At 68.9% G+C, this 21,047-nt stretch carries 14 protein-coding genes; 7 read left to right on the forward strand and 7 right to left on the reverse strand.

Annotated elements, in window-relative coordinates; genetic code table 11:
• Positions 1–101 precede the first annotated feature (101 nt).
• The 3 genes from ACP59X_RS07855 to ACP59X_RS07865 all read left to right on the forward strand — a co-directional run bounded on the left by ACP59X_RS07855 (position 102) and on the right by ACP59X_RS07865 (position 2,033).
• Complete coding sequence (locus ACP59X_RS07855) at positions 102–260, forward strand: hypothetical protein (RefSeq protein ID WP_428567429.1); 159 nt, start codon at positions 102–104, stop codon at positions 258–260.
• A gap of 239 nt (positions 261–499) precedes the next feature.
• Positions 500–1,237, forward strand: coding sequence for an EAL domain-containing protein (locus ACP59X_RS07860; protein ID WP_428567432.1), 738 nt, complete (start codon positions 500–502; stop codon positions 1,235–1,237).
• A 391-nt stretch (positions 1,238–1,628) separates the two neighbouring features.
• Positions 1,629–2,033 (forward strand): Ros/MucR family transcriptional regulator, encoded by a 405-nt coding sequence (locus ACP59X_RS07865; RefSeq protein ID WP_428567435.1) that lies wholly within the window; start codon positions 1,629–1,631, stop codon positions 2,031–2,033.
• Positions 2,034–2,290: 257 nt separating this feature from the next.
• Here the strand turns inward: ACP59X_RS07865 and purE are convergent, their stop codons facing one another.
• The 5 genes from purE to ACP59X_RS07890 all read right to left on the reverse strand — a co-directional run bounded on the left by purE (position 2,291) and on the right by ACP59X_RS07890 (position 12,100).
• Positions 2,291–2,785: a 5-(carboxyamino)imidazole ribonucleotide mutase gene (gene purE, locus ACP59X_RS07870; RefSeq protein ID WP_428567438.1), complete on the reverse strand. Its 495-nt coding sequence runs from the start codon at positions 2,783–2,785 to the stop codon at positions 2,291–2,293.
• The gene (gene purD / locus ACP59X_RS07875) at positions 2,786–4,066 is read right to left on the reverse strand and encodes a phosphoribosylamine--glycine ligase (protein WP_428567441.1); all 1,281 of its coding nucleotides are present in this window, start codon (positions 4,064–4,066) and stop codon (positions 2,786–2,788) included.
• A 258-nt stretch (positions 4,067–4,324) separates the two neighbouring features.
• Positions 4,325–6,661 (reverse strand): methyl-accepting chemotaxis protein, encoded by a 2,337-nt coding sequence (locus tag ACP59X_RS07880; protein WP_428567444.1) that lies wholly within the window; start codon positions 6,659–6,661, stop codon positions 4,325–4,327.
• Between the two features lie 500 nt (positions 6,662–7,161).
• Complete coding sequence (locus ACP59X_RS07885) at positions 7,162–9,495, reverse strand: methyl-accepting chemotaxis protein (protein WP_428567446.1); 2,334 nt, start codon at positions 9,493–9,495, stop codon at positions 7,162–7,164.
• A gap of 274 nt (positions 9,496–9,769) precedes the next feature.
• Entirely contained in the window at positions 9,770–12,100 is a 2,331-nt protein-coding gene (locus tag ACP59X_RS07890; RefSeq protein ID WP_428567449.1) for a methyl-accepting chemotaxis protein, read from the reverse strand.
• Positions 12,101–12,388: 288 nt separating this feature from the next.
• On the opposite strand from ACP59X_RS07890, the gene ACP59X_RS07895 reads away from it, so the two are divergent.
• Complete coding sequence (locus ACP59X_RS07895; protein WP_428567452.1) at positions 12,389–13,294, forward strand: hypothetical protein; 906 nt, start codon at positions 12,389–12,391, stop codon at positions 13,292–13,294.
• 12 nt (positions 13,295–13,306) lie between these two features.
• Here ACP59X_RS07895 and ACP59X_RS07900 read toward each other — a convergent pair whose 3' ends face one another.
• On the reverse strand, positions 13,307–15,643 hold the full coding sequence (locus ACP59X_RS07900) for a methyl-accepting chemotaxis protein (protein ID WP_428567455.1): 2,337 nt from the start codon (positions 15,641–15,643) through the stop codon (positions 13,307–13,309).
• Between the two features lie 213 nt (positions 15,644–15,856).
• On the opposite strand from ACP59X_RS07900, the gene ACP59X_RS07905 reads away from it, so the two are divergent.
• A complete protein-coding gene (locus tag ACP59X_RS07905) occupies positions 15,857–16,018 on the forward strand; it encodes a nucleoside transporter (RefSeq protein WP_428567459.1) in 162 nt (53 codons plus the stop codon).
• A 10-nt stretch (positions 16,019–16,028) separates the two neighbouring features.
• Positions 16,029–16,829, forward strand: coding sequence for a 4Fe-4S binding protein (locus ACP59X_RS07910; RefSeq protein ID WP_428567462.1), 801 nt, complete (start codon positions 16,029–16,031; stop codon positions 16,827–16,829).
• Between the two features lie 72 nt (positions 16,830–16,901).
• Here ACP59X_RS07910 and uvrA read toward each other — a convergent pair whose 3' ends face one another.
• A complete protein-coding gene (gene uvrA, locus ACP59X_RS07915) occupies positions 16,902–19,667 on the reverse strand; it encodes an excinuclease ABC subunit UvrA (protein WP_428567465.1) in 2,766 nt (921 codons plus the stop codon).
• 301 nt (positions 19,668–19,968) lie between these two features.
• Here uvrA and ACP59X_RS07920 point away from each other — a divergent pair, with 301 nt between their 5' ends.
• Positions 19,969–21,021 (forward strand): hypothetical protein, encoded by a 1,053-nt coding sequence (locus tag ACP59X_RS07920; protein ID WP_428567468.1) that lies wholly within the window; start codon positions 19,969–19,971, stop codon positions 21,019–21,021.
• The last annotated feature ends 26 nt before the right edge of the window (positions 21,022–21,047 follow it).

The following is a 21,047-nucleotide window of genomic DNA, read 5'->3' on the forward strand; positions in this document are numbered from 1 at the left end:
GGGGGGGCGCATAGCAGAGGCCGGCCCCGAGGTCCATGCCGCCGGGAACGCCTCTTGCTTTGGCCTGGCCGGGGGGAAAAAAGTTCCTCCGGGAGGCTTGTATGCAAAAGCGCGTCATCGTTCTGTTCGACCTCATGGTGCTGGCCGGGTTCGGGGCCTACATGGCCATGACCGTGTTGCGCCTGCCCGACGAGTTGCGCCACCGGCTTTTCGCCGCCTCCCTGGGCATGCTGGTCCGGCTGACGGGCATGGCCGGCTAATGCCGCGTTCCGTAAGGCCAGGTGCCGGGGCGGCATCCGGGCCGCGCGGCCCGGGATCGGGGCGGGGGCAGTCCCGGCGGCGGTTGTCAGGTTGTCCTGAAAAGAGGACAGAGAAAGGGATTTAGCGGCATTGTCCTGGATTGAGGACAGATTTCGAGAGGTACCTCGCTGAAATAAAACAATTTATTTTGGACCGATTCTTGGAGGGGAAGTCGCCGAGGAACGTTTAAAGGACACCCATGGCACATACCCTCTTTCAGTGGCCGTATCCGACGACGCTGCTGGCCCGGCCGGAAAACGAAACCGGGGCAGAGGCGTCGCGCGGCGTTTTTTTTCGGGCGTTGGTCGAACTCGGCACCGGCCAGGTGGCCGGTATCGAAACGGCCCTGGGCAAGCCGGCGCCGGGCGAGAGCCTGGAAGCCGGCGCCCCGGTCAGGCCCTTTGGCGCGTTCGTGCCGGGCTGGCCCGAGCGTGGCTCCTGCCCGGGCCGCCGGGGTGAGCCCACCGCCCGTCTGGTGCGCGCGGACCTGGCCACCCGCCCGGATCGCATCGGCCAAGCCCCCGGGCCGGCGGCCGCCCGCACCATCCTGATGTTCGACGTGACGGCGCTTTGCCGGGAGCCGGCCCGTTCCCTGGAACTGCTCGTGGCCTGCAAGCGGGCCGGGGCGCGCATCCTTCTGGACAATTTCGATCTTGACGAACCGCCGGCGCGTTTTATGGAGATGCTGCCGGCGGATATTCTGCGCGTCTCCCCCAGCCGCATGCCCTGGCACTGGGAGCCGGACCGGCGTCGGGACGCCCTGGAAGGCTTGCTGGCCTTTGCCGGCAACCTGCTGATGGACGTGGCCGTGGCCGGCGTCAGCGGCCGGAGCCAGCGGCTTGAACTCAAGCGCCTCGGCGTGCGCTACGCCCAGGGGGATTGGCGTCGGGATGGCCTGGGCCATCTTTCCGGTTCCGTTTCCTCGGGCAGGGGCTGATCCGGACGGCGGCCGGACGGTTCGCGGCAAGGCGGCCGCATCCGGGATCGGCAGCGCGACAAAATTACCTCATCCCTCAAGGTTGAGGTGGCGATGTGGGGAGAGCCTGCCTGCCCTCGGGCTCTTCCCCGCATCGTGCGTTTCCAGGCGGCGCGGGCATGGCGCGGTGCCGCAAGGAAATGCCGGTCGGCAGCGGCGGGCGACGGCCAACGGCCGGCAAGCCTGGCCACACCCCGGCTCCATCGTATTGGCGGTTTCAGCGACTCGGCGCCCGGCCGGCCCGACAGGGCCAGGACGGTGTGGTTGCCCCAGGCGCAACCCCGAAAACACCCAGCCATGCCCGATGCTGCATGGCTCTTCTGGTTTATCGTGAAGCAGTGAAGGAGCATCCATGGATGACTGTCTGAAAGAAGCATTGGAAATCGTCAAAGCCCAGGCCAGCGTGCGCAACATGACCGAGGAGGAGATCACCTCCATGGTCCGCCGGTTGGCCGACAACATCCGGTCCCTCCTCGGCGGCGCTCCGGTCGAGGACGGCGCCCAGGCCGAGGCCCAAACCCCGGCCGTGGACCCGAAAAAGGCCGTGCGCGAACGCAGCATCATCTGCCTCGAGTCCGGGAAGTCCTTCAAGATCCTGACGAAAAAGCACCTCGGCAAGTTCGGGCTGACCCCCGAAACCTACCGGGAAAAGTGGGGCTACCCCAAGGGCATGCCGCTGGTGTGCAAGGAATTGCAGCGCGAGCGGCGCAAGAAGATGAAGGAAATGAAGCTGTGGGAAAAGCGCGTGAAGAACTAGCGCGCCCCGGCGAAAGTCAAAAGCCCGGACGCGTGTCCGGGCTTTTTTTATTTCGTGCCGTCTCTGCCAGGAAGCGTTGCAACAGGGAGCTGCAACGCCCTTGCGACGGTTTTTCGGGCAGACGGGGGGCGGCTTCGAAACGGTTTCCCTGGTCTGCCGCAACGCTCGCCCAACGGTCTTCCCGGCAGGGAGTCCGGAGGGCGGGAGCCCTTGGGCCGCCGGAGGCTTCCGGCCCGCCTCTCCCCTTGCCCCCTTGACTAGCCCTTGCCCAGCTTGGCCGCGGCGGTCTCCACGTCCTTGATGAAGCCCTCGCGGGCGGCGGCGATGCGGCCGGCCAGCTCCGGGTCGGTCAGCGACAGGATGGAGGCGGCCAGCCAGGCGGCGTTTTTCGCCCCGGTCCCGTCCAGGGCCACCGTGGCCACGGGATAGCCCGGCGGCATCTGCACCGTGGCCAGCATGGCGTCCAGGCCGCCCAGGGCCGAACCCGAGGACGACAGGGGCACGCCGATGACCGGCTTGACCGTCCGGGCGGCCACGGCCCCGGCCAGGTGGGCGGCCAGGCCGGCGGCGCAGATGAACACCTGGCAGCCGTCGGCCTCGCACTCCTTTATCAGCCGCAGGGTGCGCTCCGGGGTCCGGTGGGCCGAGGTGACGGTGCAGATGTGGTCGATGCCCAGCGAATCGAGCACCTTGGAACAGGGCCGCATCTTCTCTTCGTCGGAGATGGAGCCGATGAAAATGGCCACGCGCATCTAGTTTTCCTCCCGGGAAAGTCCCTTGTCGCCGATGTCGCGACGATAAAACGCGCCGTCGAAACGGATCTTGGCGCAGGCCGCGTAGGCGGCCGCCTTGGCCGCGGCCAGCCCGTCGCCCAGGGCCGTGACCCCGAGCACCCGGCCGCCGCTGGTGACGAGCCGGTCGCCGTCGCGGCGCGTACCGGCCTGGAAGACCGTGACCGCCGCGTCGGCCTCGGCCTCCTCGATGCCGGTGATGGCCATGCCCTTGGGGTAGCTGCCCGGGTAGCCCGGCGCGGCCATGACCACGCACAGGGCGGCGCGCGGCGACCAGCGCACGAGTTCGGGCGTAAGCGTCCCGGCCCGGCAGGCGGCCAGGATGGCCGGCAGGTCGCCGGTGAGGCGCGACAGCAGCGGCTGGCACTCCGGGTCGCCGAAGCGCACGTTGTATTCGAGCACCTTGGGCCCGGCGGCGGTCATCATCAGCCCGGCATAGAGGATGCCGGTGAAGGGATGGCCGCGCTTGGCCATCTCCCGCATGATCGGCTCGATGACCAGGGCCGAGGTCGCGGCGTAGCGCTCGGGCGGCAGCACCGGGGCCGGGCAGTAGGCGCCCATGCCGCCGGTGTTGGGGCCCTTGTCGCCGTCGTAGACGGCCTTGTGGTCCTGGCAGGCGGTCATGGGCACGGCGGTGGTGCCGTCGCAAAAGGCCAGAAACGAGGCCTCCTCGCCGACCAGGGCCTCTTCCACCACCACCGTGGCGCCGGCCTGGCCGAAGGCGCCGCGCACCAGGGCCTCGTCCACGGCCTCCACGGCCTGGGCCACGGTTGCGGCCACGGTCACGCCCTTGCCGGCGGCCAGGCCATCGGCCTTGACCACCACCGGGGCGCCGATTTTTTCGATATAGGCCCGGGCGGCCTTGGCGTCGGTGAAGGCTGCGTAGGCGGCAGTGGGCACGCCGGCGGCGAGCATGATTTCCTTGGCGAAGGCCTTGCTGCCTTCGAGGCCGGCGGCGTAGGCATCGGGGCCGAAGCAGGGGATGCCGGCCGATTCCATGGCCTCGCGGATGCCGGCAACGAGCGGTGCCTCGGGGCCGGGCACGACGAAGTCGATGCCACGGTCCTTGGCCAGGGCGACCAGGCCCGGCACGTCGGTGTCGGCAACGGGGACGTTTTCGCCGATGCCGGCGGTGCCGCCGTTGCCCGGCGCGGCCAGGACCAGGGATACGTCAGGGCTTTTGATCAGGGTATGGGCCAGGGCGTGCTCGCGCCCGCCGGACCCGACAACCAGTATGCGCATGGCGCGTCTCCTTGCGGTAACGAAGGCCGGAGCAGCTTCAAGCGGCCCGGTGCGGCGCGCCGGATCGGCCCGCGCCGCCGGGACAACCTGCCGCCGGCCCCCGCGACGGGGAAGAGGGGAAAAGTCCGCCGCTTCGGCCCACTGGACCGAAGCGGAAAAAAATAGCCGGAAACGGGCAGAAAGGCAAACCACCGGCCGCGCGACCGGTCCTCGTGGGCGCGCCCGGACCAACAGCCGTGTTCGTTATCGGCACAAGATTCAGGCCAGGGCCTTGGGCGCGCCGCCATCCCCGGACAGCTCGCGCATCAGCGCCGTGAGTTCCTCGGCCTGGCGGGCCACGTCGGATACGGCGTCGGCGGATTGCTCCATGGCCGTGGCGGTCTCGAAGGCGATCTGGCTGATCGATTCCACGGCCCGGTTGATCTCCTCGGAGGTGGCCGATTGCTGCTCGGCCGCCGTGGCGATGGCCCGGATCTGGTCCCCGGCCGAGTCGACCACGCCGACGATCTCCGAAAGCGCCGTGCCCGAGCGCTCGGCCAGGCTTGTCGCTTGGTCCACGGCCGTCGCGGCCTGGTCCATCATGCGCTCGGTTTCGGCCGTGCCGTGCTGGATGCCGGTGACGGCCTCGCCCACTTCCTTGGTGGCGTGCATGGTCTTTTCGGCGAGCTTTCGGACCTCGTCGGCGACCACGGCGAAACCGCGCCCGGCCTCGCCGGCCCGGGCCGCCTCGATGGCGGCATTGAGGGCCAGCAGGTTGGTCTGGTCGGCGATGTCGGAAATCACGCCCAGCACCGCGCCGATGCCCTGGGCCTGGCGGCCGAGGTCGCGCATGTTGTCCTTGAGCCGGCCGGCCGCTTCGCGCACGCCGCCCACGGCGGTCACGACCTGGGCCACCAGGTCGGCGCCCTCGTGGGCCTTGTCCCGGGTGGCCTGGGCGCCGGTGGCGGTGTCGCCGGCGTTTCGGGCCACTTCCAGGATGGTGGCGTTCATCTGCTCCACGGCGGTGACGGTTTCCTGGACGCGGTGGTTCTGTTCCCGGGCGCCCTGGTTGGACTGCTCGATCTGGGCCGAGAGTTCCTCGGTGGCGGCGGCCACGCGGTCGGCCACGGCCGAAGCCTTGGCCGCGGTGGCGGTGATGGCCGCGTTTTGGGCCTCGATGCGCTGTTTCTGGTCGTAGAGTTCCGTCAGGTCGGTCCAGAAGGAGATGGCGCCCAGGGTCTTGCCGTCGAGGTCGTGGAAGGGCGTGGTCTGGATGGCCAGGCGCAGCACCTTGCCGGAGGCGGTCGGGTAGTCGATTTCGCTGCCCAGGGGCCGGCCTTCGGCGAGGGCCCTGTCCGACAGGGTCTGGCGGCTCGGGTCGTTGTAGTAGAACATCCCGGAACGCTGGCCGACATAGGATTCGCGGGGCTGGTTTTTTTCCAGCAGCCGGCAGACCTGCTCGTTGGCCCACAGCATGGTGCCGTCCGGGCCGACGATGCCGCAGGGGCTGGGAATGCCGTTGAGCACACCCTGGGCGAAGCCCAGGCGGATTTTGAGTTCGCCGACCATGTGGCGCAGGCTGTCGGCGAAAAGGCCCAGTTCCGCCCGGAAGTTGCCGGAAAGGGACGCGCCCAGGTCGCCGGCGGCCACCCGGCCGGTGAATTCGCTCAAGGCCAGCAGGGGCCGCAGCACCAGGCGGCGGTTGGCCAGGCTGATGACCACCACCACCGCCGCCGCCACGGCCAGGCCGATCCACACCAGCACCAGGCGCTGCTGCCTGGCCAGGGCGTCCATGTCGTCGGTGAAAATCGACATGCACACGAGCCAGCCCGTGGCCGGGATGCGGCTGACGGCCATGACCCGGGCCTCGCCCTTCCAGTCGTAGGCGAAAAGCCCCTGGCCCTTGGCCAGGGCCTGCTGGACAAAGGCCTCGCCCGAAATGTCCGTCAGCAGGAGGCCCTTGTCCAGGCCGTGGGCGATGACGCGCCCCTGGCCGTCGAGCAGGAAGCCGTGGCCGCGCTTGCCGAAGCGTACGGCGTCGACGGTTTCGGCCGTGAATTCGCTTAAAAGCGGCGAACCGGCCACGCCGCCGAGGAGCCTGCCGTCCGGGCCGCGCACGGCCTTGGCCACCACGTAGATGAGCGCGTCGCCGGTGGTGGCCTTCATGACGGAGCGGCTATAGACCAGATCCTTGCCGTCGCGGATGGCCGCCACGTAGTCCCGGTCGGCCCGGTCGCCGCCGGTCAGGTCCTGGCCGTTGGTATTGTAGCCGGCGATGATCTTGCCGTCGGCGTCGAAGAGGAAAAAGGAAAAATAGTCCTTGAATCCTTGGACGTAGTTCTTGAGCCGTTCCCTGGCCCGTTGGGGCGAGCCGGCGAAGGCCTCCTTGATGGCGTCCTGGGAGGCCAGGGAATCGACCACCTGGGCCGTGTGGCGCAGATACTGGGAGGCGGCGTTGCTCGCGGCCCGGGCGGATTCGGTCAGGGCCTCGCCGCGCAGCTCCTCGTTGAGGGCCAGCGACGAACGGGAAACATAGGTCACCAGGACGGCGATGCCGGCCAGGACGGACAGGCTGACGGAAATGGCCAACACGGTGTTGATGCCGGCGTTGCGCATGGAGGGCTCCTTCTCCGGGGATGGCGGGCGCACTCCGGCGCGGCTCGCCGGCGCGGCGGCGACGGCAAACCCCGAAAGAGGACGCGGCTGGCATCGGATGCGACCCCCGGGCAAAGCGCCGGAAGCCCTCCTCCCCGGTACGGCAAGACCCGAGTGGGAGCGTGAAACGGCCTGGCGTCACGAACGGCGGCGAGCGCCACACCATCGACACGTGAAATATGTCACACAGGGGGGGCTTCCATAGCGACCAACCCGGAAAATGGCAAGCCCTTTGGCGGCATTGCCACGGTTGGCCCGAGCCCGCGAGCGCGCAGAAGGAGGGTCACCAGGTCCTCAATGACGTCGGCCTGCTGTCCCGAGCCCGCGAGCGCGGAGGAAAAGGGGCGGACAAGCGGGAAGCATCATGGGATTCCGAAGGGTGGGAGCCCTTTGGCCGCCGGAGGTTTCCCCGCCGGCCATTGTTGCAACACCCGCTATTGCACTTGTTTCGGGCTGCAACCTCAGGCCGAAAGCGCCGTCTGGCCGCCACCCCGGATGTCGGCCACCAGGGCGCTCAGGCTATGGGCCAGCTCGGCCAGTTCCGCTACGGCCTGGGTCGAGTGGCTCATGGCTGCGGCGGTCTCGGAGGCGATGCGGCTGATGGATTCGATGGAGCGGTTGATTTCCTCGGAGGTGGTGGACTGCTCCTCGGCCGCCGTGGCAATGGCCCGGACCTGGTCCCCGGCCGATTCGACCACGGTGACGATCTCGGCAAGGGAGCCGCCCGAGCGTTCGGCCAGCTGCGTGGCCTCATCCACGGCCGTCGCGGCCTGGTCCATCATGCGTTCGGTCTCGGCCGTGCCGTGCTGGATGCCGGTGACGGCCTCGCCCACTTCCTTGGTGGCGTGCATGGTCTTTTCGGCCAGTTTGCGGACCTCGTCGGCGACCACGGCGAAGCCCCGCCCGGCCTCGCCGGCCCGGGCGGCCTCGATGGCGGCATTGAGCGCCAGCAGGTTGGTCTGGTCGGCGATGTCGGAGATCACGCCGAGTACCGCGCCGATGCCCTGGGCCTGGCGGCCGAGGTCGCGCATGTTGTCCTTGAGCCGGCCGGCCGCCTCGCGCACGCCGTCCACGGCGGCCACGACCTGGGCCACCAGGTCGGCGCCCTCGCGGGCCTTGTCCCGGGCGGCCTGGGCGCCGGTGGCCGTCTGGCCGGCGTTTCGGGCCACTTCCAGGATGGTGGCGTTCATCTCCTCCACGGCGGTGACGGTTTCCTGGACGCGGCCGTTTTGCTCCTGGGCGCCCTGGTTGGCTTGGTCGATAAGGACGGACAGCTCCCGGGAGGCCGTGGCCATGCGGTCGGAGGTGTCGGCGGCCTTGGCGGCGGTGGCCGCGATGAGCGTATTTTGGGCCTCGATGCGGTTTTTCTGGGCGATGAGGGCGGTGCGGTCGTTCCAGAAGACCAGGCAGCCGAGCAGGGCGCCGTCCATGTCGTAGAAAGGCGTGCTGTCCACGTGCAGGTGCAGGGTCCGGCCGCTTCGGGTGGGGAAGTCGATGTCCGCGGAAACGTTCTGGCGGGTGGCGATGGTTTTCTGGGACAGGGTCTCCCGGCTGGCGTCGCCGTAGAAGAGCTGGCCGGTGTTCTGGCCCTTGGCGCTTTCCGGCGTGGCCTCAAGCTCCAGCAGGGTCAGGACCTGGCGGTTGATCCACAGGACACGGCCGTCCGGCCCGACCACGGAGCAGGGGGCGGGAATGCCGTCGAGGACGCCCTGGGCGAAACCCAGCCGGGTCTTGAGTTCCCCCACCATGCGTTGGAGGTTGGCCGCCAGGGCGGCCAGTTCGAAACGGAAGCGCCCGGCCAGGTCGGCCCGCAGATCGCCCGAGGCGACCTTGGCCACGTAGGCCTCCACCCTGGCCAGGGGGGTGAGCACCAGGGCGCGGTTGGCCAGGGCAATGCCGGCCACGGCCAGGACCAGGGCCAGGCCGCCGATCAGGAAGACGAAGGTGCGCTGCCGTTTGGCCAGGGCCGTCATCTCGGATTCGTAGGCGGTCATGCACACCAGCCAGCCCGTGGTCGGCACCCGGGCCAGGGCCATGTACTTGCCTTCGCCCTGCCAGTCGTAGGCCATGGACCCCTCCTTGAGGGCCAGGGCCTTTTTGATGAACTCCATGTCGGCCACGTTTTTGAGCAGCAGGTTCTTGTCCGTGCCGTGGGCGATGACCGTGCCCGTGGCGTCGAGCATGAAGGCGTAGCCTTTGCGGCCGAAGCGCAAGGGGTCGATGAAGTCCTTGGTGAAGACGTTCCACTTGGGGCACACGGCCACGCCGCCCACGAGCTTGCCCGCGGCGTCGTGCACGGCCTTGGCCACCACGAAAATGAGGGTGTCGCCGCTGCGGGCCGAGAGCACCTGGTCGGTAAAGACCAGGTCCTTGCCGGCCAGCACGCCCTTGACGTAGTCGCGGTCGGCCCGGCTGCCGCCGCGCATGTCTTCCATGTTGGCGTTGTAGCCGGCCACGATCTTGCCGGACAGGTCGAAGGCGAAGATGGCCCAATACTGCTTGTAGCTTTGCATGTAGTCGCGAAAGCGGGTGTCGATGCGCTGCCGGTCGCCGCCAAGGCCGACCACCACGGCTTCCTGGGTGGCCAGGGCCCGGGCCACGTCGGCGGCATCGTCGAGGTACAGTTCGAGGGTCTGGCTGGCGCCCTTGGCCAGTTGGCGCAGGGAGGACCCCTGGAGGTCGGCGGCCATCTCGTAGGAGGACGTGGAAACGTAGGCGACCAGGATCAGGATGGGGACGAGGACCACCGCGGCCACGAAAAGCGTGAGCACGGTATTGACACCAGCTTTTGCCATGGGTTCCTCCCCGGATGTTCGTTTCCGCTGCACTGGCCGATACGGGGCGACGCGGGCAGGGGCCTGCGCCGTCGGCGCACAAGGCGTCAGACGCTGTGCCGTACAGGGTATACGAAACCCGGGGCGGGCGGCAATGACAAAAGACAACATCCTGCCTCGGTGGCCCGGGAAGTGGGAGGACCCCGGCCAGGGGGTGCCGCCGGGGGAAAGGGCGGGCCGCGTCCCTGGCGGCGGCCCGTGCGCCGGCGGGAGGGGCCGGCGCGGCTGGTGGCGACTAGGCCGAAAGGGCCGTCTGGTTGCCTCCCTGGATGTCGGCCACGAGGGCGCTCAGGTTCTGGGCCAGTTCGGCCAGTTCGGTCACGGCCTGGGCCGACTGGGCCATGGCATCGGCGGTCTCCGAGGCGATGCGGCTGATGGATTCGATGGAGCGGTTGATTTCCTCGGAGGTGGCGGATTGCTCCTCGGCCGCCGTGGCAATGGCCCGGACCTGGTCCCCGGCCGACTCGACCAGGGTGACGATCTCGGAAAGCGAGCCGCCCGAGCGCTCGGCCAGGCTGGTGGCCTGGTCCACGGCCGCGGCGGCCTGGTCCATCATGCGTTCGGTTTCGGCCGTGCCGCGCTGGATGCCGGTGATGGCCTCGCCCACTTCCTTGGTGGCGTGCATGGTCTTCTCGGCCAGTTTGCGGACCTCGTCGGCGACCACGGCGAAGCCCCGCCCGGCCTCGCCGGCCCGGGCGGCCTCGATGGCCGCATTGAGCGCCAGCAGGTTGGTCTGGTCGGCGATGTCGGAAATCACGCCCAGCACCGCGCCGATGCCCTGGGCCTGGCTTCCCAGGCCGCGCATGTTGTCCTTGAGCCGGCCGGCCGCCTCGCGCACGCCGTCCACGGCGGCCACGACCTGGGTCACCAGGTCGGCGCCCTCGCGGGCCTTGTCCCGGGCGGCCTGGGCGCCGGTGGCCGTCTCGCCGGCGTTTCTGGCCACCTCCAGGATGGTGGCGTTCATCTCCTCCACGGCGGTGACGGTTTCCTGGACGCGGTGGTTTTGTTCCTGGGCGCCCTGGTTGGCCTGTTCGATCTGGGCCGAGAGCTGCTGGGAGGCCGAGGCCATGCGGTCGGAGGTGTTGGCGGCCTTGGCGGCGGTGTCGGCCATGAGGGCGTTTTGGGCTTCGATGCGGGATTGCTGCTCCTTAAGTGCCGTCTGGTCGGTCCAAAAGGAGATGGAGCCGAGCAGGGTGCCGTCCATGTCGTAAAACGGCGTGCTGATGACGCTGACGTGCAGGGTCTTGCCCGAGGGCGTCACGTAGGAGCTCTCGTTGTGCCCCTGGCGGCGCTCCTTGATGGCCCGGTCGGAGCAGGTCTCCTTGGAGGCGTCGTTTAAGTAGAACAGCCCCGAGCGCTGGCCGACGTAGCTTTCGGGCGTGCCGGGTTTTTCCAGGATCCGGCAAATGTGCCCGTTGACCCAGAGCATGGTGCAATCCGGGGCGACGATGCCGCAGGGCGTGGGGATGCCTTGCATGACGCCCTGGGCGAAGCCGAGTTCCTTTTTGAGCGCGCCCACCATGGCCCGGAGGTTGCCGGCCAGGGCGGCCAGCTCGAACCGGAAGCGCCCGGCCAGTTCGGCCTTGAGGTCGCCGGCCGCCACCTTGGCCGTGAAGGCCATGATGGCCCGCAAAGGCGCCAGGACCGCCAGGCGGTTGAAAACGACGATGATGCCCGCCACCAGCAGCAGTACGGCCAGCCCCAGCAGGATGAGGATGTTGCGCTGCCCGGCGGCCAGGGCCGACATCTCGGACTCCGCGGCGGTCATGCACACCAGCCAGCCCGTCTGCGGCACCTCGGCCACGGCCATGTATTTCCGCTCGCCCTTGTAGTCGTAGTTCATGACGCCGTTTTTGAGCGCCAGGGCCCGCTGGGAGATGTTGGTGTCGGTGGGCGTGGTCAACAGCATGGACTTGTCCCTGGCATGGGCGATGATCCGGCCGTCGGCGTCGAGCATGTAGCCGTAGCCGGTGCGGCCGAACGTCACGGGATCGATGAATTTTTTGGTGAAATCCTCCCACTTGGGGCACAGGATGACCATGCCGCGCGTCTTGCCCTCCGGATCGACGATGGCGTGGGCCACCACGAAAACCAGCACGCCGGAGGTCTTGCCCCGCAATATCTGCCGGGTCAGGACCGACTTCTTCCCGGCCATGATTTCCTTGAAATAGTCCCTGTCGGCGTAGGAGTCCGTGAAGGCGTCGCCGGCCTTGGTGGCGCCGGCCACGGGTTTGCCGTCGGCGTCGATGACGGCGGCCAGGTAGAGGTTGTCGGAGATGGCAATATAGCGCTTGAGCATGTCCTTGGCCCGATCCGGGGCGCCCAGGGCCGCTTCCAGGGCGATGGGAAGGTTGGCCAGATGCTCCGCCTCGTCGCTGACGGTGTTGAGGAACAGGTCGAGGATCTTCGCCGTGCCGTCGGCGGTTTTGCCCAAGGCCTCTTCCTGCAGCGCGATGGAGATCTGGAAGGTCGAATGGGCCGTGTAGGCGATGAGCAGGCCGATGCCGATCACCAGGGACGCGACGACGGCGCAGGTCAACGCCGCATTGATGCCGAGTTTGCGCATGGGGAGCCTCCGGTGATTGCCTGGCGATGTTTTATGAGACAGTGCGCGGCGCGCGTTGGGCCATGCAATGGGCGGGGAAGGGGTTATGACGGATGGTGCCGGGAGGCAAAGCAGCAATCGTTATCGGTTTGCTTTTCGGAATGCGGCCGTTCCGCTCCGTTGCATCCATGGTGCGTTGCTTTTCTAGGTGATAGCCACGCCGGTTACAAGATGGTTTTATTGGTAGATATTGACGCCAAAAAAATACCAATTTAATAAGGCCAGCAGGCAGGTCGACGGGAAAGCGCGATGACGCAAGGAAGACCGAAATCCGTCCGGGTCGGCGACACCGGCGAAAAGCTGTACATGGCCCTCAAACTGACGGGCATGTCCTGGGGCACGCGGGTGGGGCCCAACCATATCGCCGTCAATCCGCGCTGGGCCCAGTGCGGCCTGCCGCGCAGCATCAATACCGTCATCGAGGACATCCGTTCGGGCCTGCCGGTCCATCGCCTGGAACGCTACGCCGCCTTTTTCCAGGTGCCGGCCGACCTGTTCGCCGACACGGCCATCGGCCCCTACTCGGCCACGTTTTCCTGCGAGATCCTCAAAAACAAGAACCGGCTGTCGCCCTCGCCCGCCCTGGAGGCCAGCCTGCTCAACCGCCAGGCCAGCCGCCATGTCCGCGAGCACAACGGCGTGGCGGCCAATTATCCACTCTACCAGCTGCTCGGCGGCGTGTACACGGTTTATTACAAACGGTGCGGGTCGGATACGCTCTATCAAGGCGTGGCCAGGGCGGAGATACAGACGGAAGTCGGGATGAGCGTGGTTGGCGTCATCGTCTTCGACGGCATCCCGGTGGAAATATCCGGGACACTTTTTCGCTGGAACAGCGCGATACACATCCAATATCATTCCGAGGACTACCAGATCCTCGGCTACCTCATCGGGCCCAATCCCATGGATTCCATCCTGCTGCGGCGGCGCAACCCGTTTTTCCTCAAGCTCCACGGGCTGGCCGGCAACCTCGAACTGACGGCCGAGCCGGACCGCTACGAGGCCTGCGTGGTGAAGCAGGCCCCGGTCGAGGGCCAAGGGGTGGCCCAGGCCTTTGGCGGATTGCTCGACCAGGCCATGCGCAACCGGGCCCTGACACCCGAGGACGGGGAATACGCCGCGGTCGCCGCGCTTTTCGGCGCGCCGGAGGGATAGCGGCCGGGTGGCCTAGGCGGTCAAGGCCGGCCGGTCGCCGCTGCGGATATCCGTCACCAGGATGGACAGCCCGTGGGCCTGGTCGGCCAGTTCGGTCACGGCCGTGGCCGACTGGATCATGGCGTCGGCGGTTTCCGAGGCGATGCGGTTGATCGCCGACACGGCCTGATTGATCTCCTCCACCGTGGCCGACTGCTCCTCGGCGGCCGTGGCGATGGCCCGGACCTGGTCCCCGGCCGCCGTGACCACGCCCACGATGTCGGCCAGGGCCGCGCCCGAAGACCGGGCCAGGCCGGTGGCTTCCTCGACGCTGGCCACGGCCCCTTCCACCATGGCCACGGTCTCGGCCGTGCCGTGCTGGATGCCGGCGATGGCCTGGCCGACTTCCTTGGTGGCGGACATCGTTTTTTCGGCCAGCTTGCGCACCTCGTCGGCCACCACGGCGAAGCCCCGTCCGGCCTCGCCGGCCCGGGCCGCCTCGATGGCGGCATTGAGCGCCAGCAGGTTGGTCTGGTCGGCGATGTCGGAGATGACGTTCATGACCGCGCCGATACCCTGGGCCCGCGCCCCCAGGTCGGACATGGTGTCCTTGAGGCTGGCCGCCTGGCCGCGCACGGTGTCCACGGCCACGACCACGGCTTCGGCCAGGCCGGCCCCGCGCCGGGCCATCTCCTGGGCCTCCCGGGCGTCCTCGGCGGTCTGGGAAGCGTTCTTGGCCACTTCCAGGATGGTGGCGTTCATCTGCTCCACGGCCGTCACCGTACCCCGGACCCGGTCGCTTTGCTCCAGGGCGCCCTGGCTCGACTGCTCGATCTGGGCCGAAAGCTCCTGGGAGGCCGAGGCCATGCGTTCGGCCACGGTGGCCGCCTCGGCCGCTGTCCGGGCGATCAACTCGTTTTGGGCGGCGATGCGATCCTGCTGGCGGCGCAGTTCCGAGAGGTCGGTGAACAGGGCGAATCCGCCCAGGCAGACGCCGTCCAGGTCGAAAAGCGGGGCGGCGTCGATTTGCGTGAAGGCCGTATTGCCCCGGCGCGTGGTCACCTCGGTCTGGACGGCGGTGATGGCCTTGCCTTCGTCCATGGCCCGCCTGGTGATGGTCGGCCGGCCGGGGTCGCCGTAGAAAAAGCTTCCGGCCGGCTGACCGAGGTAGTCCTCTGGCCGGCCGTCGGCCTCCAGGAAGTCGAGCACGGGCTGGTTGAGGAAGCGGATGTTGCCGTTCGGGCCCGAGACCACGCAGGCCAGGGGCAGGGCGTCGAGCAGGCCCTTGGCAAACCCCAGCCGCTCCTTGAGCTGGCCGACCATGCCGCGCACGTGGCCGGCCAAGGTCGCCATCTCGAAGCGGAAGGCGCCCGAAAGCGTGGCGGCGTAGTCCCCGGAGCCGATGCGGTCGGCGTAGGCCGAGATCGCCCGCAGGGGCCGCAGCAGCAGGCGCCGGGTGATCAGGGCGATGACGGCCGTGACCAGGGCGACCACGGCCAGGCCCACGCCGATGAGCACCAGGCGCTGGTTGCGGGCGGCGGCGACCAGGTCGTCGCGCGCGGCGGTCATGCCCGTGTACCAGCCCGTCACCGGCGAGCGCCGGGCGGCCAGGGCCTTGGCTTCCCCCTTCCAGGCATAGTCGAACACCCCGTTTTGCAGGGCCATGAGCTTTTGGATGAAATCGAGCTTGGACACGTCCTGGCCGACCAGGGCGGGGTCGCCGGCATGGGCCACCACCACGCCCGAGGCGTCCACCACGAAACCGTAGCCCTTTTCGCCCAGACGCAAGGGCGCGATGAGCCCGGCGGCCACGGCGGCGATGTCCATGTTGACGATGACGCCGCCGAGGATGGTGCCGTTCGGGCCGAGGACCGGGCTGGCCGCGGACATGATGAGCCCGCCGCCGTGCTTGGCGGCCAGGACCGAGGCGGTGATGTACTGCTTGGTGCCGGCGTTGTAGGTGGCCACATAGGGCCGTTCGGCGTAGGACAGGCCGGGCTCGAAGGCCTTTCCCTCGATGTCGCGGCCGGCCAGCAGTGTGCCGGACGGGTCGAGGACCAGGATGGATCGGACGTTTTCAAAAGTGCCCAGGGTCTCGGCCAAAACGGATTGGGCGATGGCCGGATTGCCGGAAAAGGCGTCGCGGATGCCGGGGCGCCGGGCCAGGGCGGCGGCCAGTTCCATGGCCTGGGCCGCGTGGATGTCCAGGGACCTGGAGGCGGCCTCGGCCATCTGGCCCATGGACTGCTCGGCCATGCTCACGGCCAGGTCGGTGGTGGTGTGGGAGACGTAGAACAGCAGGACCAGGATGCCGGCCAGGACCGTGGCGCAGACCGCCATGGTCAGGACGCCGTTGATGCCGAGGCGCATGGGAGTCTCCGTCGGTGAAGGGTTGCCGGATGGGGCGGGACTGCCTCGCCGGCACGCCTGGCTTGGTAGCAGCGCCGTGTGTCGATCGGGAAACGCCCGCGAGGCGATGCGGCGGCGCGGGGCTGTACATGGGGCGGCCGGGCGCGTATCGGAATACGAGTGGAGGACGCTTTTATCGGGAAAAGCGTCGGCAGCCATCATCAGGAGACGCCCATGAGCAATGGCATGTTTCTCCTTGTCCTGATCGCGTTCGGCTTCGTGATACTGATTTACTTCAACAGGCGGGCCAGGAATTACAAGCGGCGTCATCCCGGCGGGGACAATCCCATCGACCGCTGGATGACCGGCAAGGACAACCGGGACGACGACTTGTAGGGAGCCGGATATGCGTTACGAGGCCACGCGGCTGGTTTTATTTTCGCCGACCGGCACCACGCGCCGGATCGTGGGCAACATTGGCCAGGGGTTGGGCTTTGCGGCCGTCGAGCGCCTGGATATGACCAAACCCGGGGTGTTGTCCCCGGCGGCCGCGCCGGCGGGGACGGTCACGGTCCTCGGCGCGCCGGTCTACGCCGGCCGGCTGCCGGCCGAGGCCGTGCGGCGCTTTGGCCGAGTGCGGGGCGAGGGCGGGCCGGCGGTTGTGGTCGTGACCTACGGCAATCGGGCCTATGAGGACGCCTTGCTGGAGCTGTGCGACCTGGCCCGGGCGCAGGGGTATATCCCGGTGGCGGCCGGGGCGTTTGTCGGCGAGCATTCCTACAGCACGCCCGAAACGCCCATCGCCCCCGGCCGGCCAGATGCCAGGGATACGCAGGCGGCCCGCGATTTCGGCCGTACGGTCGCGGCCAAGCTGGCCCGGCTCGATGGGCCGGAGCACTTCGCGCCGCTGGCGGTGCCGGGCAATGCCCCCTATCGCGAGTCCGGGCTTATGGGGGGCGTAAGCCCGACCACCGTGACGGCCTTGTGCCAGGGTTGCGGCCAGTGCGTCACGGCCTGCCCGGTGGCGGCCGTGCGCCTGGGGCCGGACGGCCCGGTCACGGACGCGGCCCGCTGCATCCGCTGTTGCGCCTGCGTCAAGGGCTGCCCGGAAGGCGCCCGGCTCTTCGACCATCCGAAGCTGCGCGACGTCGCTCGCCGGCTGGCCGCCGGTTGCCGGGAGCGCAAGGAACCGGAGCTGTTCCTCTGAGGCTGGGCGCGGGCCGCCCGCCATCGGCGGGGAGGCCCGGCCCGCGAGTGTCCGTGGCGGCTTGCGGGCGGCTTACCGCACAAGGGTCAGGAAGCGGCCAGTCACCGAATCCGGGTTGGCCTTGAGGGCTTCGGGCGTGCCGCTGGCCACGATGCGCCCGCCGGCCTCGCCGCCGCCGGGGCCGAGGTCGATGACATGGTCCGAGGCGGCCACCACGTCGGTGTTGTGCTCGATGACCACCACGCTCGCCCCCTTGTCCACGAGCTTGTGCAGCACGGTGATGAGCTTGCCGACCTCCTGCATGTGCAACCCGGTTGTCGGCTCGTCGAGGATGTAGAGCGTGCCGGGCAGGCTGCGCTTGCCGAGCTCCCGCGAGATCTTGATGCGCTGGGCCTCGCCGCCGGACAGGGTCGTGGCCGGCTGGCCCAGGTGCAGGTACTCCAGGCCCACTTCCTCGAGCACGGCCAGGCGCCGGTCGAGCACCGGGTAGTTCTCGAAAAAGCCCCGGGCCTGGCGCACGGTCAGGTCCAGCACCTCGGCGATGGACAGGCCCTTGTAGCGCACGTCCAGGGTCTCGCGGTTGTAGCGCAGCCCATTGCAGACCTCGCAGGTGACGTAGATGTCGGGCAAAAAGTGCATCTCCACCCGGATCTGGCCGTCGCCGCCGCAGGCCTCGCAACGCCCGCCCTTGACGTTGAAGCTGAAGCGGCCGGGCTTGAAGCCCCGGCGCTTGGCGTCGGGCGTGGTGGAGAAGATCTCGCGGATCTCGTCGAAGACTTTCGTGTAGGTGGCCGGGTTGGACCGGGGCGTGCGGCCGATGGGCGTCTGGTCGATGCTGATGATTTTTTCGACCTGACCCGCGCCCTCGATGCCGGCGATGGCCCCGGGCGCGTCCACCTTGATGCCCTTGGCCAGGGCCAGGTGCTTGTAGAGCGTGTCCATGACCAGGGAGCTCTTGCCCGAGCCGGAGACGCCCGTGACGCACACCAGGCAGCCAAGCGGTATGTCCGCGTCGATGCCCTTGAGGTTGTTGGTGGTCACGCCCGTAAGCCGCAGCAGGCCCTTGCCCGGCCGCCGGGTTTCCGGGATGGGCGAGGTGGCGTCGCCGCGCAGGTACTTGCCGGTCAGGGATTTTGGGTCGGCCAAAAGCCCGGGGACGTCGCCCTGGTAGACGATCTCGCCGCCCAGGCGCCCCGAGCCCGGCCCCAGCTCGATGACGTGGTCGGCGTGGCGGATGGTGGCCTCGTCGTGCTCGACCACGAGCACGGTGTTGCCCCGGCTTTGCAGCTGGCGCAGGGTGCCGAGCAGCCGGTCGTTGTCGCGGGGGTGCAGGCCGATGCTCGGTTCGTCCAGAACGTAGGTGACGCCGACCAGGCCCGAGCCGAGCTGGCCGGCCAGGCGGATGCGCTGGGCCTCGCCGCCGGAAAGCGTGGCCATGTTGCGCGACAGCGACAGGTAGTCCAGCCCCACGCCCGTGAGGAACTGCAAGCGGTGGTTGAGCTCCTTGAGCAGCGGCGCGGCGATGAGCCCCTCGGCCCCGGCGAAGGCCAGGCCCGACAGCCAGGCCAGGGCCCGGTCGATGGGCATGGAGCAAAACCCGAAAATGTTCTCCCCGGCCAGGCGCACGGCCAGGGCCTCGGGCCGCAGCCTGGCCCCAAGGCAGACCGGGCAGGGCCGCGACTGGCGGTAGCGGGCCAGTTCGTCGCGCCAGACCGAGCCGAAGGACTGGCCATGCTCCAGCAGATGCACCACGCCGTCCCAGCCGAAGGCCGTGTCGCCGAAAAAAAGCGCCTCCCAGGCCTTGGAGGAGAAATCGGCCAGCGGCGTGCCCAGGGTGAAGCCGTGGCGCTTGCCCAGGTCCTCCAGCCGGCGGGAGTAGCGGGCCAGGGCGCGCTCGCTTTTCCAGGGCAAAATGCCGCCCGTGGCCAGGGACAGGCCCTTGTTGGGGGCGAGCAGGGCCGGCTCGAAATACTCCACCGCGCCGAGGCCCGAACAGGCCGGACAGGCGCCCTGGGGGCTGTTGAAGGAAAACAGCTGGGGCGAGGGCTTGGGCACGCTGATCTTGCAGGTCGGGCAGGACGAGGCCGTGGAAAAGACGCGGTCCGCGGCCCTGCCCTCGTGGTCGGCCACGATGAGCCGGCCTTCGCCCTGGGCCAGGGCCAGTTCCACGGAGTCGGACAGGCGCGAGCGGATGCCGTCCTTGACCACCAGCCGGTCCACTACCAGGTCGATCGTGTGGCGCTTGTTTTTTTCCAGCTCGGGCATGGGTTCCAGCGGCACCACCGCGCCGCCCAGGCGCACCCGGGCGAAGCCCTGGCTCTTGAGCTTCTTGAGCCGGTCGGCGTGGGTGCCCTTCTGGTGCTCCACCAGGGGGGCCAGAAGCAGCAGCTTCGAGCCCTCGGGAAAAGCCAGCACGTCCGTTATGATCTCGTCCGTGGTCCGGGCGGTGATGGGCTGGCCGCACTTGGGGCAGTGGGGCTTGCCCAGGCGAGCGAAGAACACGCGCAGGAAGTCGTAGATTTCCGTCACCGTGCCCACCGTGGAGCGCGGGTTGCGGGTGGCGGTCTGCTGCTCCAGGGAGATGGCCGGGGACAGTCCCTCGATCTTGTCCACCTGCGGCTTGTCCATCTGCGGCAAAAATTGCCTGGCGTAGGCGGACAGGGATTCGACGTAGCGCCGCTGGCCCTCGGCATAGACGATGTCGAAGGCCAGCGTGGACTTGCCCGACCCCGACGGCCCGCAGACCACCACCAGCTTGTCCCGGGGGATGTCCAGGGTCAGGTCCTTGAGGTTGTGCTGGCGCGCGCCTTCGATACGGATACGGGGAGCCTCGGACATGGTGAACGCCTCCAAAAGCCGTCGCGGCAAGCCCGCAACATAAGGCCCAACGCGCAAAAGGCAAGGCCCGGCCGGGGGCGTCGCCGTATCGTCGCACGGCCGTGGTAGGGCGGCGGTCGTTTTCCCGGGGCACGGCCGTGGGCGGCCTGGGGCTGTTTTCCCGGGGCACGGCCGTGGGTGGTTGGCGGTCGGTTTCCCGAATGTCATGGCGGCCGCGGCGGGCAATGCTTGCGGTTAACGCCTGTTCACGTTAGTGCGGATGGGTCGCGCCCCGGGGTGGCGGCGCGGCAAGGAGCGCCCCATGCGTTACGAGGTCCCTTTCGTGCCCGACCCGGCCTACGCGGCCTTGCTCGCCGCCAGGGCCGGGGACATCGCGGCGGTCTATTTCCGCCTCGGCCCCGATATCCCGGACGCCAGGCTGCCGGGGATGGGCGACGCCGCGCCCCAGGAACTGGCCGCCGGGCTTGCGGCCATGCCCGGCCTGCCGCGCCTGGGCCTTTTAAACGCCGCCTTCTACGCCCCGGAGGCGCTTTCCGGCGACGGCCTGCGCGATTTGCTGCTGCTGCTTGAAGGCTATCTGGCGGCCGGGGCCATCACCGGCATCGTCTACGCCGACCACTATCTGCTCACGGCCCTGTCCGACGCCTCGCCCGAGGTGGCCGGCGCCCTGGTCGCCGTGCCGAGCATCAATTTCCGCCTGGACCGCTTCGAGCGCCTGGCCGCCGTCCTCGAAGCCATCGACGACACGGCCTTCCGCCCACCGGATGCCGTCATCCTCGACCGGGACCTCAACCGCGACACGGCGCGGCTGGCCGACCTGGCCGGCCGGGCGCGGCGGGCCTTTCCGGGCCTGCGGCTGGGGCTTATGGCCAACGAGGGCTGCCTGTACGCCTGCCCGTTCAAGACCGCCCACGACGCCCACATCGCCCTCTCGCGCCTGGCTGCCTGCCGGCTCGGCCCGGACACGCACCGGGAGCTCGGCTGCCTGCGGACGTTTTTCGCCCATCCCGGCCGGATGCTGGCCTCGCCGTTCATCCGTCCCGAGGACGCCCATAGCCTGGAGGGGTTGGTCGATTTCCTGAAAGTCTGCGGCCGCACCCGGCCGGCGGCCGATTTGGCGGTCATCGTCGCGGCCTATCTGGACGGGGGTTACCACGGCAACCTGGCCTGGCTGCTGGACACCCAGGAGATCCTGTCGGGCCGGCTGGACGTGCCCAACGAGGCGTTGCCGGCGGATTTTTTCGCGCGCACGGACGGCTGCAGCCACCATTGCCGGACCTGCGGCTACTGCGCCGCACTGGCGGGTCGCATCGTGCGGGAGCGGGAGATGGGGCTGCCGCGCCTGGGCGGATAGGGCGCGGCCGAACGCCGCCGTCCGCT

This window comes from Solidesulfovibrio sp. DCME, from assembly GCF_049995385.1.
Classification (GTDB): Bacteria; Desulfobacterota; Desulfovibrionia; order Desulfovibrionales; family Desulfovibrionaceae; genus Solidesulfovibrio.

What these genes read in the sequence shown, in the direction of transcription:
- ACP59X_RS07895 (WP_428567452.1), top strand. Translation starts at nt 12,389, where the DNA reads ATGACGCAAGGAAGACCGAAATCCGTCCGGGTCGGCGACACCGGCGAA.
- ACP59X_RS07920 (WP_428567468.1), top strand. Translation starts at nt 19,969, where the DNA reads ATGCGTTACGAGGTCCCTTTCGTGCCCGACCCGGCCTACGCGGCCTTG.
- ACP59X_RS07905 (WP_428567459.1), top strand. Translation starts at nt 15,857, where the DNA reads ATGAGCAATGGCATGTTTCTCCTTGTCCTGATCGCGTTCGGCTTCGTG.
- ACP59X_RS07910 (WP_428567462.1), top strand. Translation starts at nt 16,029, where the DNA reads ATGCGTTACGAGGCCACGCGGCTGGTTTTATTTTCGCCGACCGGCACC.
- ACP59X_RS07885 (WP_428567446.1), bottom strand. Translation starts at nt 9,495, where the DNA reads ATGGCAAAAGCTGGTGTCAATACCGTGCTCACGCTTTTCGTGGCCGCG.
- ACP59X_RS07860 (WP_428567432.1), top strand. Translation starts at nt 500, where the DNA reads ATGGCACATACCCTCTTTCAGTGGCCGTATCCGACGACGCTGCTGGCC.
- uvrA (WP_428567465.1), bottom strand. Translation starts at nt 19,667, where the DNA reads ATGTCCGAGGCTCCCCGTATCCGTATCGAAGGCGCGCGCCAGCACAAC.
- ACP59X_RS07865 (WP_428567435.1), top strand. Translation starts at nt 1,629, where the DNA reads ATGGATGACTGTCTGAAAGAAGCATTGGAAATCGTCAAAGCCCAGGCC.
- ACP59X_RS07900 (WP_428567455.1), bottom strand. Translation starts at nt 15,643, where the DNA reads ATGCGCCTCGGCATCAACGGCGTCCTGACCATGGCGGTCTGCGCCACG.
- ACP59X_RS07890 (WP_428567449.1), bottom strand. Translation starts at nt 12,100, where the DNA reads ATGCGCAAACTCGGCATCAATGCGGCGTTGACCTGCGCCGTCGTCGCG.
- ACP59X_RS07880 (WP_428567444.1), bottom strand. Translation starts at nt 6,661, where the DNA reads ATGCGCAACGCCGGCATCAACACCGTGTTGGCCATTTCCGTCAGCCTG.
- purE (WP_428567438.1), bottom strand. Translation starts at nt 2,785, where the DNA reads ATGCGCGTGGCCATTTTCATCGGCTCCATCTCCGACGAAGAGAAGATG.
- ACP59X_RS07855 (WP_428567429.1), top strand. Translation starts at nt 102, where the DNA reads ATGCAAAAGCGCGTCATCGTTCTGTTCGACCTCATGGTGCTGGCCGGG.
- purD (WP_428567441.1), bottom strand. Translation starts at nt 4,066, where the DNA reads ATGCGCATACTGGTTGTCGGGTCCGGCGGGCGCGAGCACGCCCTGGCC.